Here is a 12,434-nt window from a genome sequence, read left to right as displayed (position 1 = left end):
GTCGCGGCCACCGGGCCGGCCGCGTGCACGCCGGTCTCGACCAGCCAGTCCACTGTGGAAGAACCGGACGCTGTCGCAGCCAGGGGTGGTCCGCTGCTGCTGCGCGGGGTGCGGCTGGCCGGCGGGCGGCGGACCGACGTCCTGCTGGAGCAGGGGAGGATCGCCGCGGTCGACGCCGTCGCGAACGGGGCACCCGAACTGGACCTCACCGGCTACCTTCCGCAGCCCTCCGCCGTGGAGACCCACGCCCACCTCGACAAGGCGCTGCTCGGCGACCGCGTGCCGAACCCGACCGGTGAGCTGGACGGGGCGAAGGACGCGATCACGGCCGCTGCGGCGGGAATCCCGGACGAGGACATCCGCGTGCGTGCCTCGGCGGCCCTGGAGATGGCGGTGCGGCACGGCTACACCGCCGTGCGCAGCCACGCCGACACCGGCAGGGGCAACGGGCTGCGGATGGGCGCCGACGCGGTCGGCGGCGTGCCCTACGTGGACCCCGACCCGGCGCAGGCGATGCGGGAGTACCTGGTCGCGGCGCGGGAGCACGGCAGGCTGGTCGACCTGCACACCGACGAGACCACCGACCCGGCCGTGCTGTCGCTGCGCGAGCTGGCGGCCGAGACGGCGCGGACGGGGATGGGCGGCAGGGTCACCGCCTCGCACTGCGTCAGCCTCGGCCAGCAGGACCCCGCCACCGCGCGGCGGGTCTCCGCCGAGGTGGCCGCCGCGGTGGTCGCGCTGCCGCACACCAACCTCTACCTCCAGGGGCGTCAGGCCGGCACGCGCGTGCCGCGGGCGCTGACCGCGGTCGAGGCGCTGCGCGAGGCCGGCGCGGTGCTGGCCGGCGGGGGCGGCAACTGGCGCGACCCGTTCAACGCGGTCGGCCGCGCCGACCCCTTCGAGGTCGCCTCGCTGCTGGTCAGCGCCGGTCACTTCACCCCGGCCGAGGCCTACGAGGCGGTGACGGACAAGGCGCGGCAGGTGCTCGGCCACCCGCCGGTGCGGATCCGGCCGGGCGATCCCGCGGAGCTGATGGCCGTGAAGGCGGGTGATCTCGGCACGGCGGTCGCGCAGGCCGGCGAGGACCGCGCGGTGTTCCACCGCGGCCGCTCGTCGCGCGGACCAGGGTCGCAGGCGGGTTGCACCGAGCGAAGTGACCACGGACTGCCGACCCGGCGGACGAACCTGTCCGCCCCGGTGCGGCGCGCCCGCCGCTCACACCGCCGGTTCGGGGCGGAAGCGCCGGACCGGCGGTGGGCTGACCCACCAGGTGAGCAGCGGTCCCGCGATCGCCAGCACCAGCACGTAGGCGGTGGCCAGCGGCCCCAGCGGGCTTCCCGGCAGGGCGACCAGGCCGACGATGATGATCGAGAACTCACCGCGCACGGACAGCACGGTTCCCGCGCGCAGCCTGCCCCGCGGCCCGGCGCCGTGGCGCCCCGCCGCGTACCACCCGGTGAGGATCTTGGTGCCGGTGGAGACCACGGCCAGCGCGAGTGCGACCGGTAGCAGCGGCACCAGCGTGGCAGGCGGCATCGAGAGCCCGATCGCCAGGAAGAACGCCGCCGCGAACAGGTCGCGCAGCGGTGCGATGACAACGCGCAGCCGGCTGGCCAGCGGCCCGGTGACCGCCAGCCCGACCAGGAACGCCCCGACCGCGGCCGAGGTCCCGGCGAGCTCGGCGGCCGCCGCCACGATCAGGGACAGGCCGATGATCCGCAGGAGCAACTGCTCGGTGTCGCGGTCGTCGACGAGGCGTCCGACGCGGTGGCCCCAGCGGTGCGAGACCGCCAGCGCGACCGCGAGCACGCCGACCGCCACCGCGACGCTGGCCATACCGTGCAGCAGGCCGCCGCCTGCCGCCAGCACCGCCAGGATCGGCAGGTAGACCGCCATCGCGAAGTCCTCCAGCAGCAGGATCGACAGCACGACCGGCGTCTCCCGGTAGGCCAGCCGGTGCAGGTCGTCCAGCAGCCGCGACACGATCGTCGACGACGACACCCAGGTGACCCCGGCCAGCGCGACGATCCCGGTGGCGTCCAGCCCCAGCAGCCACCCGGTCAGCGCACCGGGTGCGGCGTTGGCGACCATGTCGACCAGCCCGGAGGGCACGTGCCTGCGCAGGGTGACGGTGAACTCCTCCACGGAGAACTCCAGCCCCAGGCTCAGCAGCAGGAGCACGACCCCGATCGAGGCCCCGACCTCGATGAACTCACCGGCGGCGGGCAGCGGCGCGACGCCGCCCTCGCCCATCAGCAGCCCCACCAGCAGGTACAGCGGGACCGGCGACACCCCGAACCGGCGGGTGATCGTGCCCGCCGCGCCGAGGACGGCGAGCACGATCCCGAGTTCCAGCAGGAGCGCGACCGAGGTGTGCACGGCACTCAGCTCGCGAGGATGTGTTCCACACCGGTGATGCCCTGCTGCGTACCGATCACCACGAGGATGTCGCCCGCCCGCAACTGCTGTTCGGGGCCCGGCGAGGCGATCACGTCCTCGCCGCGCACGATCGCCACGATCGAGGCCCCGGTGCGGGTCCGGGCGCGGGTCTCGCCGAGCGTGCGGCCCGCGAACCGGGAACTCGCCGTGACCTCCACCTGACCGGAGTTGAGGCCCGGGACCTCGCGGGTCAGGTCCGCGAAGCGCTCGGCGATGCGCGGCGCGCCGAGGATCTCGGTGACCGCGTCGGCCTCCTCGGGCCCGAGCCGGAACAGCAGCCGCACCTCGTCGGGGTCGTCGCCGGGGTAGGAGACGAACTCGAAGTCGCCGGTGCGACGGGCGACCACGCCGATGCGCTGGCCCTCCTCGGTGCTGAACTCGTAGCGGAGCCCGACCCCGGGCAGCAGGACCTCTGTAACGTCCATGACCTCATCATCGCCCGGACGCCGGGCCTCGGCCCGCGCAGACGCTGCCGGAGCAGGTAAGGGTCAGGCGTACAGGCCGGGCCGCTCGACGAGCTGGACCGGCGTGCGCGCGCCGCTGGTCTGGGCGGCGACGCCGGCCTCGCACGCCGCCGCCGCGGCGCAGCCGTCCCACGCGCTCGCGCCGTCGATGCCGCCCGCGCGGGCGGCATCGGCCCAGCGCTGGAGCTCCTCGTCGAACGCCTGCTGGAAGCGGGGCCGGAAGTCCGGGGCGACGGAACCGCCCCACGCGCCGCGGACGTGGGTGGTCATGCCGCTGTCGCCGCCGACCTGCGCGGTGCCGCCCTCGCAGACCGCCTCGCAACGCACCTGGTAGCCGAAGCCGCAGTTGACGAAGATCTCGACGGTGACCAGGACTCCGCTCGCGGTCTCGATCGTGACCAGCTGCGGGTCGGTCATCCCGGACGGGGCGTTGGCGGTCGAACGCGGATGGCGCACCGAGACCGCGGTGATCTCCTCGCCGAGCAGCCACCTGGTCGTGTCGAACTCGTGCACCACCGAGTCGAAGATCATCATCTGGCTGGTGAACCCCGGCGGGGCCGAGGCGTTGCGGTGCGCGCAGTGCATCAGCAGCGGCCGGCCGAGCGCACCGGCGTGCAGCGTGCGCTTCAGCTCGGCGTACTCGGGGTCGAAGCGCCGCATGAACCCGACCTGGACGAGCCGGCGACCCGCGGCGACCTCGGCCTCCACCACGCGCAGCGACGACTTCGAGTCCGGGGTCAGCGGCTTCTCGCACAGCACCGGGATGCCGCGCTCGATCGCGGCCAGCAGCAGCGGTTCGTGGGTGCGGCCCGGCGTGGCCAGCACGACGGCGTCCACATCGGACGCCTCGATCACCTTCAGCGGATCGGTCTCGACCTGGCAGCCCTCGATGCCTGCGGCGGCACGCTCGGCTCGCTCCAGGTCGGGGTCGCCGACGGCGACCAGCGAGGCTCCGCTGATGCGCCGGTGGATCCGGGTGGCGTGGTCCGAGCCCATCAGCCCGGCGCCGACCAGTCCGACGCGGAGTTCTCGGTTGCTCATCTGGCGCTCCTGTGGTCAGCGGCGGGAGCCGCAGCGGGTCAGGTACTGGTGGGTGCGCGTGGCGATCGGCAGCGGGGCTTGCGGGGCGCACGGGTACATGTCCTGCTCGACGATGGCGAACATGTCGGCGTCGAGGTCGTGGGCGGCCTCGACGATCGGTGCGAGGTCGGGGACTCCGCCGGGCGGCTCGCACATCACGCCGCGCCGGACCGCGGGCCCGAACGGCAGGTCCTCGGCCGCGACCTCCTCGAGCACCCGCGGGTCGACCTGCTTGAGGTGCAGGTAGCCGATGCGGCTCGGGTACTTGCGGATCAGCTCCAGGTTGTCGCCGCCGCAGTAGGAGATGTGCCCGGTGTCCAGGCACAGCGTCACCAGGTCGGGGTCGGTGATCTCCAGGAAGCGTTCGACGTGGGGCTGGGTGTCGACGTGGCTGTCGGCGTGCGGGTGGAACTGCATCCGGACCCCGTACTCCTCGAACAGCGCCCTGGCGAGCCGGTCGACGCCGGCGCCCAGCGCGGTCCACGACCGGTCGCCGAGCAGCCGGTCCTCGAGCTGTTCGCCGGTGGCCGGGTCGCGCCACATCTCCGGGATCACCACCAGGTGCTCGGCACCCAGCGCGGTGGTCAGCTCCGCCACCTGGCTGACGTGCTCCCAGGTCTGCTGCCAGACGTCGCCGCGGTGGAAGGCGGTGAAGCAGGTCCCGGCCGACAGCGCCAGGTTCCGCCGGGCCAGCTCGTCGAGCAGCCGGCCCGGGTCGGTGGGCAGGTAGCCGTAGGGGCCGAGCTCGATCCAGCGGTAGCCGGCTTCGGCGACCTCGTCGAGGAAGCGCTGCCACGGTGTCTGGTGCTCGTCCTCGGGGAACCACACGCCCCACGAGTCCGGGGCGGAGCCGATGCGCAGGCGCTCGGCCGCCGGGTCGGCGGTGGACATGGCAGTCCTCTCTGTCGGGCGTGGCGAGGGGGATCGGCCGCTGCCGGCGTGCAGCGAGGGGTCCGTCAAGTGTGCTCGGGGCGTGGACGCCCGTCAGCGCTCATCGGGTGACCGCAGTTTTGCCGGGGCGCAACACACTTGTCAATACTTGGTCCTGACATACTTACGTACAGAGTTTCTTTGGGGCCGAAAAAGGCCGCCGGTCAACGGGTGCTGATCCGGCGGCCGGAGTTTCTCGGCGCGGGCGCCTCAGGATTCGCCGCGGAGCGAGAGGTCGAAGCTGTAGCGGGAGGCCCGGTACACGTGCGAGGCGTACTCGACGACCTTGCCCTCCTGGTCGTAGGTCGTGCGCTCCATGGTCAGCAGCGGGGCGCCCACGGGCTCGTCGAGCAGCTCGGAGTCCTCCTCCGTGGCCACGCGGGCCCCGATGGTCTGGTGCGCGGCGTGCAGCCGGACGCCGGCCGACCGCAGCAGCTGGTAGAGCCCGCGCTCCTCCAGGGTCTCGCTGGAGGGCTGGATCAGCGCCGCGGGCAGCTCGTTGCGCATCCGCGCGATCGGCTCGCCGCGCGCCGCGCGCACCCGCTCCAGGCGCAGCACGTCGTCGCCCTCGCCGATGCCCAGCCGCTGGGCCACCTCCGCCGAGGCCTGAACCACCTCGTTGACCAGCACGCGCGTGGTCGGCTTCTGGTCGATGCGGGCGAGGTCGTCGTAGAGGCTGGTCAGCTCCAGCGGCCGCTTGACCCGGTTGAACACGACCTGGGTTCCGGCGCCGCGCTTGCGGACCACCAGCCCCTTGTCCACCAGCGAGCCGATGGCCTGCCGGACGGTGGGCCGGGACAGGCCCAGGCGGGCGGCCAGGTCGATCTCGTTGTCCAGCCGGGTGCCGACCGGCAGCGAGCCGGTGTCGATGGCCTTCTCGATCTGGCTGGCGACCTGGAAGTACAGCGGGACCGGGCTGGTGTGGTCCACGGTGATCTCCGTGGCGGGGTCCCACGCCGTGCTTCGGCCGGAGCTGCGCTGTATGGACGTCACGCTCCCACGTTAGCAGGAATGATTGACGTCAATAAGTAAGCATGTCCGGACAAACTATTGACTCGTGGTGCGTCGCGGAGTAGACAGGGAACCCGACGCCGCAGTGACCAGAACCTGGAGGTTCCTCGATGACAAGCCCGTTCGACGTGATCACGATGGGCCGGATCGGGGTGGACATCTACCCGTTGCAGACCGGCGTCGGACTGGCCAAGGTGGAGTCCTTCGGCAAGTACCTCGGCGGCACGGCGACCAACGTCGCGGTCGCCGCCGCCCGGCTCGGCCGCGGCAGCGCGGTGATCACCCGCACCGGGGCCGACCCCTTCGGCGAGTTCCTGCACGAGGCGCTGCGCGACTTCGGCGTCGACGACCGCTGGGTCACCCCGGTCGAGCAGTACCCGACGCCGGTGACCTTCTGCGAGCTGTTCCCGCCCGACGACTTCCCGCTGTACTTCTACCGGCAGCCCAAGGCGCCCGACCTGGAGATCCACGCCGACGAGCTCGACTACGACGCGATCGCCGACGCCCGCGTCTTCTGGATGACCGGCACCGGGCTGGCCGAGGAGCCCAGCCGCTCGGCGACGCTGGCCGCGCTGCGCCACCGCGCCCGGCGCGGCACCACGGTCTTCGACCTCGACTGGCGGCCGATGTTCTGGCCCGACCACGACGAGGCCACCCACTGGTACCAGCAGGCGCTGCCGCACGTGACCGTCGCCGTGGGCAACCTCGACGAGTGCGAGCGCGCCGTGGGCACCCGCGACCCCGAGGGCGCCGCCGAGGCGCTGCTGGCGGCGGGCGTCGAGCTCGCGGTCGTCAAGCAGGGCCCCAACGGCGTACTGGCCCGCACCCGCGACGAGAGCACGACCGCGCCCCCGGTGCCGGTCGACGTTGTCAACGGCCTGGGCGCGGGCGACGCGTTCGGCGGCGCCCTGTGCCACGGCCTGCTCGCAGGCTGGGACCTCGAACGCACGATGCGCTTCGCCAACGCCGCCGGCGCGCTGGTCGCCTCCCGGCTGGCGTGCTCCTCGGCGATGCCCTACGAGCACGAGATCGACGACCTGCTCTCCAGCCGCCCGCTCGGCGCGGCCTGAGCCCCCGACCCGAAAGCGAGAACCGTGTCCAACCTGACCATCACCGAACTCACGCGAGTGCGGGCGAGCAGGCCGGAGGCCATCGCGGAGGCGGCCGCCCGGCGGGCCCGGCGCCCGCTGCTGGGCTCCAGCGGCCGCCTGATGATCGTGGCCGCGGACCACCCGGCGCGGGGCGCGCTGGGTGCCGGGTCCGAGCCGCTGGCGATGGCCAACCGCTTCGACCTGCTCGAACGGCTGTGCGTGGCCCTGGAGCGGCCCGGGGTGGACGGGGTGCTGGGCACTCCCGACGTCCTGGAGGACCTGCTGCTGCTCGGCGCGCTGGAGGGCAAGGTCGTCGTCGGCTCGATGAACCGAGGTGGCCTGGCGGGCGCCTCGTTCGAGCTCGACGACCGGTTCACCGGGCACCGGGCCGCCGACATCGAGCGGCTGCGCTTCGACGCGGGCAAGCTGCTGCTGCGCATCGACATGGAGGACCCCGGTTCGCTGAACACCATGTGCGGCACGGCCAACGCCATCAACGAGATGGCCGAGCGCGGGCTGATGACGATGGTCGAGCCGTTCATCTCCCGCCGCGTCGGCGGCAAGGTGCGCAACGACCTCTCGCCGGAGGCGGTCACCCGGTCGATCGCCATCGCCTCCGGGCTCGGCGGCACCTCCGCCTACACCTGGCTGAAGATCCCGGTGCCCGGCGGCGATGTCGACCGCATCCCGCAGGTGCTGGAGGCGACCACGCTGCCGACCGTGCTGCTGGGCGGCGAGGTCTCCAGCGACCCGGAGGCCACCTACGAGCGGTGGCACAAGGCGCTGCAGTCGCCGAACGCGCGCGGGCTGGTCGTCGGGCGGACGCTGCTCTACCCGGGCGACGGTGACGTGGAGGGCGCGGTGGACGCGGCCGTCAAGCTGCTGTGAAAGCCGGATCAGTTCAACGAGGAGCGATGGTGACCGACAACGCTTTCTACCGCCCCGCCGGTACCACGGCTCGGGACGGCTACACCACCTACGTGGACCCGGAGTCCGCCGGCTGGGGGTACTCCTCGCTGCGGGTGCTGGAGCTGGCGGCGGGTGAGCGGCACGAACTGTCCACAGGGGACAGCGAGTGGATCGTGCTGCCGCTGGCGGGCGGCTGCGAGGTCTCCTGCGACGGCGAGACGTTCCGGCTCGACGGCCGGGAGAGCGTCTTCAAGGGCGTGACCGACTTCGCCTACGTGCCGCGCGACGCCGACGTCGCCATCACCTCCGCCGAGGGCGGCCGGTTCGCCCTGACCGGCGCGAAGTGCGAGAACAGGCTGCCCGCGCGCTACGGTCCCGCCTCCGGCGTGCCCGTCGAGCTGCGCGGCGCGGGGCAGGCCAGCAGGCAGGTCAACAACTTCGGCGCCGCGCACGTGTTCGAGGCCGACCGGCTGATCGCCGTGGAGGTGCTGACCCCGTCCGGCAACTGGTCCTCCTTCCCGCCGCACAAGCACGACACCGAGCGGGAAGGGGAGTCGCAGCTGGAGGAGATCTACTACTTCGAGATCGCGGGCGCCGAGGGCGTCGGCTACCAGCGCGTCTACCCCTCGGGACCCGACCACACCACCGACGTGCTCGCCGAGGTGCGCGGCGGCGACGTGGTGCTGATCCCCGACGGCTGGCACGGCCCGTCGATGGCGGTGCCCGGCTACGACATGTACTACCTGAACGTGATGGCAGGTCCTTCTCCCGACCGGGCGTGGCTGATCTGCGACGACCCCGCGCACGCGTGGGTCAGGGGCACCTGGGGCGACCAGCCCGTCGACTCCCGGCTGCCCCTCTACACCGCCCCGGAGGGCGACCAGTGACGACGAGCGGGCTCTCTTGCGGCCGAACGGGATCGAGCGACCCGCTGTGCGGGGTGGAGGAACGATGAGCGGTACTCGACGGCTGACCGTCGCCCAGGCGCTGGTGCGCTTCCTGGCCAACCAGTACACCGAGCGCGACGGGACGCGGCAGCGGCTGATCGCCGGCTGCTGGGGGATCTTCGGCCACGGCAACGTCGCGGGCGTCGGGCAGGCCCTGCTGGAGGCGGGCCCGGACATGCCCTACCTGCAGGGGCGCAACGAGCAGTCGATGGTGCACGCCGCGGTCGGCTACGCCCGCCAGAGCGGCCGGATGTCGACCTACGCGTGCACGACCTCGATCGGCCCGGGCGCGACGAACCTGGTGACCGGCGCCGCGCTGGCCACCATCAACCACCTGCCCGTGCTGCTGCTGCCCGGTGACGTCTTCGCCACCCGGCCCGCCGACCCGGTGTTGCAGCAGCTGGAGCTGCCGCACGCCCGCGACGTCAGCGTCAACGACTGCCTGCGCCCGGTTTCGCGCTACTTCGACCGCATCTGGCGGCCGGAGGCGCTGGTGGCATCCGCGCTGGATGCCATGCGGGTGCTCACCGACCCGGTGGAGACCGGCGCGGTGACGCTGGCGCTGCCGCAGGACGTGCAGGCCGAGGCCCACGACTGGCCGGAGGAGTTCTTCGCCGAGCGGGTGTGGCGCGTGCACCGGCCGCTCGCCGACCCGCGGTCGGTGACCGACGCCGCGCAGCGCATCCGCGAGGCCCGCAGGCCGCTGGTCATCGCGGGCGGGGGAGTGCACCACAGCGCCGCCGAGGACGCGCTGCGCGAGTTCGCCGAGGCGACCGGGATCCCGGTTTCGGAGACCCAGGCCGGGCGCGGTTCGCTGCGCCACGACCACCCCGCCGAGCTCGGCTCGATCGGCCACACCGGCACCGCGGTCTCCGACGACATCGCCAGGCAGGCCGACCTGGTCATCGGCGTCGGCACCCGCTACTCGGACTTCACCACCGCCTCGCGGACCCTGTTCGCCAACCCGGACGTGCGGTTCGTCAACGTCAACATCACCGGCCACGACGCCGTCAAGCAGGCGGCCACCCCGGTCGTCGGCGACGCCAGGGAGAGCCTGCGGGCCCTGACCCGCGAGCTCGACGGGCACCGCGTGTCCGACGACTACGTGCGCGAGTACAGCGAGGGTCAGCGGCGGTGGGCGGAGGTCGTCGAGCGCACCACCAAGGCCGCCGACGGCGGTGAGCGCCCCGGTCAGGCCGAGGTGCTCGGGGTCATGGACGAGGTGCTGGCCGACACCGACGTGGTGATCAACGCCGCCGGGTCGATGCCCGAGGACCTGAACAAGCTGTGGCGGGCCAAGGACCCGCGGCAGTACCACGTGGAGTACGGCTACTCGTGCATGGGCTACGAGATCCCCGCCGCGCTGGGCGCCCGGCTGGCCGACCAGGAGCGCGAGGTGTTCGCGCTGGTCGGTGACGGTACGTACCTGATGATGCCGACCGAGCTGGTCACCGCCGTGCAGGAGGGCATCAAGATCAACCTGGTGGTCGTGCAGAACCACGGCTACGCCTCGATCGGCGGGCTCTCGGAGAAGGTCGGGGGCGAGCGGTTCGGCACCGCCTACCGCTACCGCGACGAGCACGGGGCGTTCTCCGGCGAGCCGCTGCCGGTCGACCTGGCCGCCAACGCCGCGAGCCTGGGCATGGACGTCCTGCGGGCCACGACCGTGGACGAGCTCCGCGACGCGCTGCGCACGGCCCGCGCCTCGGCCCGGCCGACCGCCGTGTACGTCGAGACCGACCCGGCCAAGGCGCAGCTGCCCCCGGAGGCGTGGTGGGACGTGCCCGTCGCCGAGGTGTCGACCCGGCAGAGCACCCAGCTGGCGCGCAAGCGCTACGAGGAGAACCTCCGGGAACGCCGCAACCACCTGTAACCGCCACGACGGACGTGAAGGAACTGCTTTGAAGACCATTCAGCATTGGATCGATGGTGCGGCGGTCGAGGGGACCTCGGGTCGTTTCGGCGTCGTGACCAACCCCGCCACCGGTGAGCAGACCGGTCAGGTCGCCCTGGCCGGCACGGCCGAGGTGGACAACGCCGTGGCCGCCGCGGCCAAGGCCTTCACCGACTGGGGCCAGGTGTCGCTGTCCAAGCGCACCCAGATCCTGTTCGACTACCGCGAGCTCGTGCACCAGCACCGGGACGAGATCGCCTCGCTGATCACCGCCGAGCACGGCAAGGTCCACTCCGACGCCCTCGGCGAGGTCGCCCGCGGTCTGGAGATCGTCGAGCTGGCCTGCTCGATCCCGCAGCTGCTCAAGGGAGAGCTGTCGACCCAGGTCTCCAGCAGGGTGGACGTGGAGTCGATCCGCCAGCCCCTCGGCGTGGTCGCCGGGATCACCCCGTTCAACTTCCCCGCCATGGTGCCGATGTGGATGTTCCCCGTCGCGATCGCCTGCGGCAACACCATGGTGCTCAAGCCCAGCGAGAAGGACCCCTCGGCAACCGCGCGGCTGGTCGAGCTGGCCACCCAGGCCGGCGTGCCCGACGGGGTGCTCAACCTGGTCAACGGCGACAAGGAGGCCGTGGACCGGCTGCTGACCCACCCCGAGGTCAAGGCCGTGTCGTTCGTGGGCTCGACCCCGATCGCCCGCTACGTCCACGACACCGCCGGCGCCCACGGCAAGCGGGTGCAGGCCCTGGGCGGGGCCAAGAACCACATGCTGGTGCTGCCCGACGCCGACCTGGACCACGCCGCCGACGCCGCGGTCTCGGCCGCCTACGGCTCGGCCGGGGAGCGCTGCATGGCCATCTCCGTGGTCGTCGCGGTCGACCCGATCGGCGACGAGCTGGTGGACAAGATCGCCGCACGCGCCCGCACCCTGCGCATCGGCCCCGGCACCGACCCCACCTCCGAGATGGGCCCGCTGGTCACCGCCGCCCACCGCGACAAGGTCGCCTCCTACGTGCCCCAGGCCCGCGAGCAGGGCGCCGAGGTCGTCGTCGACGGCACCGACCTCAAGGTCGAGGGTCACGAGAACGGGTTCTTCGTCGGGGTCAGCCTGCTGGACAAGGTCACCCCGGAGATGACCGCCTACACCGACGAGATCTTCGGCCCGGTGCTGGCGGTGATGCGCGCCGAGAGCTACGAACAGGCCCTGGAACTGATCAACTCATCGAAGTGGGGCAACGGCACCGCCCTGTTCACCCGCGACGGCGGCGCCGCCCGCCGCTTCAAGCTCGAGGTGGAGGCGGGCATGGTCGGCATCAACGTCCCCATCCCCGTCCCGGTGGGCTACCACTCCTTCGGCGGCTGGAAGGACTCCCTGTTCGGCGACCACCACATCTACGGCAACGACGGCATCCACTTCTACACCCGCGGCAAGGTCGTCACCACCCGCTGGCCCGACCCCAGCGACGGCGGCATCGACCTCGGCTTCCCCGCCAACAGCTGAGGCGGGACCGGCGTCCTGCCGGTCGCGCCACGCCCGGGCGTACGTCGCACTCGGCGAAACCGGCGACAACGGATAGAATCCGGGTGCCCTTCCGGCGTGCTACGGCGCACCCGGGGGGCGGCAGAGACTAGCCGCGGGCGGTACCGGCGCCAATCTGGTCCGCGAGCG

General features: G+C 72.6%; 10 protein-coding genes. 5 read left to right on the top strand and 5 right to left on the bottom strand.

Going from position 1 to position 12,434, the window contains the following annotated elements:
- Window positions 1-1,215: 1,215 nt before the first annotated feature.
- From SACE_RS25070 to SACE_RS25050, 5 genes are all read right to left on the bottom strand, one after another.
- On the bottom strand, window positions 1,216-2,379 hold the full coding sequence (locus SACE_RS25070; RefSeq protein WP_009942421.1) for a cation:proton antiporter: 1,164 nt from the start codon (window positions 2,377-2,379) through the stop codon (window positions 1,216-1,218).
- Between the two features lie 5 nt (window positions 2,380-2,384).
- On the bottom strand, window positions 2,385-2,864 hold the full coding sequence (locus SACE_RS25065; RefSeq protein ID WP_009942422.1) for a cation:proton antiporter regulatory subunit: 480 nt from the start codon (window positions 2,862-2,864) through the stop codon (window positions 2,385-2,387).
- 63 nt (window positions 2,865-2,927) lie between these two features.
- Window positions 2,928-3,944, bottom strand: coding sequence for a Gfo/Idh/MocA family protein (locus tag SACE_RS25060; protein ID WP_009942423.1), 1,017 nt, complete (start codon window positions 3,942-3,944; stop codon window positions 2,928-2,930).
- 15 nt (window positions 3,945-3,959) lie between these two features.
- The gene (locus SACE_RS25055; RefSeq protein ID WP_009942424.1) at window positions 3,960-4,874 is read right to left on the bottom strand and encodes a sugar phosphate isomerase/epimerase family protein; all 915 of its coding nucleotides are present in this window, start codon (window positions 4,872-4,874) and stop codon (window positions 3,960-3,962) included.
- 249 nt (window positions 4,875-5,123) lie between these two features.
- Window positions 5,124-5,906, bottom strand: coding sequence for a GntR family transcriptional regulator (locus SACE_RS25050; protein WP_009942425.1), 783 nt, complete (start codon window positions 5,904-5,906; stop codon window positions 5,124-5,126).
- Between the two features lie 128 nt (window positions 5,907-6,034).
- On the opposite strand from SACE_RS25050, the gene iolC reads away from it, so the two are divergent.
- The 5 genes from iolC to SACE_RS25025 all read left to right on the top strand — a co-directional run bounded on the left by iolC (window position 6,035) and on the right by SACE_RS25025 (window position 12,266).
- Window positions 6,035-6,994 carry a 5-dehydro-2-deoxygluconokinase gene (gene iolC, locus SACE_RS25045; protein WP_009942426.1) on the top strand — a complete coding sequence of 320 codons (960 nt, stop codon included), beginning with the start codon at window positions 6,035-6,037 and terminating at the stop codon, window positions 6,992-6,994.
- Window positions 6,995-7,018: 24 nt separating this feature from the next.
- Window positions 7,019-7,903 (top strand): Cgl0159 family (beta/alpha)8-fold protein, encoded by an 885-nt coding sequence (locus SACE_RS25040; protein ID WP_009942427.1) that lies wholly within the window; start codon window positions 7,019-7,021, stop codon window positions 7,901-7,903.
- Window positions 7,904-7,929: 26 nt separating this feature from the next.
- Entirely contained in the window at window positions 7,930-8,811 is an 882-nt protein-coding gene (iolB, locus tag SACE_RS25035) for a 5-deoxy-glucuronate isomerase (RefSeq protein WP_009942428.1), read from the top strand.
- Window positions 8,812-8,875: 64 nt separating this feature from the next.
- Complete coding sequence (iolD, locus tag SACE_RS25030) at window positions 8,876-10,744, top strand: 3D-(3,5/4)-trihydroxycyclohexane-1,2-dione acylhydrolase (decyclizing) (RefSeq protein ID WP_009942429.1); 1,869 nt, start codon at window positions 8,876-8,878, stop codon at window positions 10,742-10,744.
- 28 nt (window positions 10,745-10,772) lie between these two features.
- Entirely contained in the window at window positions 10,773-12,266 is a 1,494-nt protein-coding gene (locus SACE_RS25025) for a CoA-acylating methylmalonate-semialdehyde dehydrogenase (RefSeq protein WP_009942430.1), read from the top strand.
- Window positions 12,267-12,434 lie beyond the last annotated feature (168 nt).

Source organism: Saccharopolyspora erythraea NRRL 2338, assembly GCF_000062885.1.
Taxonomy (GTDB): Bacteria; Actinomycetota; Actinomycetes; order Mycobacteriales; family Pseudonocardiaceae; genus Saccharopolyspora_D; species Saccharopolyspora_D erythraea.
Note: the sequence above shows the minus strand (reverse complement) of the source record. Positions and strands in the feature narration are given on the sequence as shown.

Excerpts from the sequence above, each read along its gene's own strand:
- iolC (WP_009942426.1), top strand. The coding sequence starts at position 6,035 with ATGACAAGCCCGTTCGACGTGATCACGATGGGCCGGATCGGGGTGGAC.
- SACE_RS25055 (WP_009942424.1), bottom strand. The coding sequence starts at position 4,874 with ATGTCCACCGCCGACCCGGCGGCCGAGCGCCTGCGCATCGGCTCCGCC.
- iolD (WP_009942429.1), top strand. The coding sequence starts at position 8,876 with ATGAGCGGTACTCGACGGCTGACCGTCGCCCAGGCGCTGGTGCGCTTC.
- iolB (WP_009942428.1), top strand. The coding sequence starts at position 7,930 with ATGGTGACCGACAACGCTTTCTACCGCCCCGCCGGTACCACGGCTCGG.
- SACE_RS25060 (WP_009942423.1), bottom strand. The coding sequence starts at position 3,944 with ATGAGCAACCGAGAACTCCGCGTCGGACTGGTCGGCGCCGGGCTGATG.
- SACE_RS25065 (WP_009942422.1), bottom strand. The coding sequence starts at position 2,864 with ATGGACGTTACAGAGGTCCTGCTGCCCGGGGTCGGGCTCCGCTACGAG.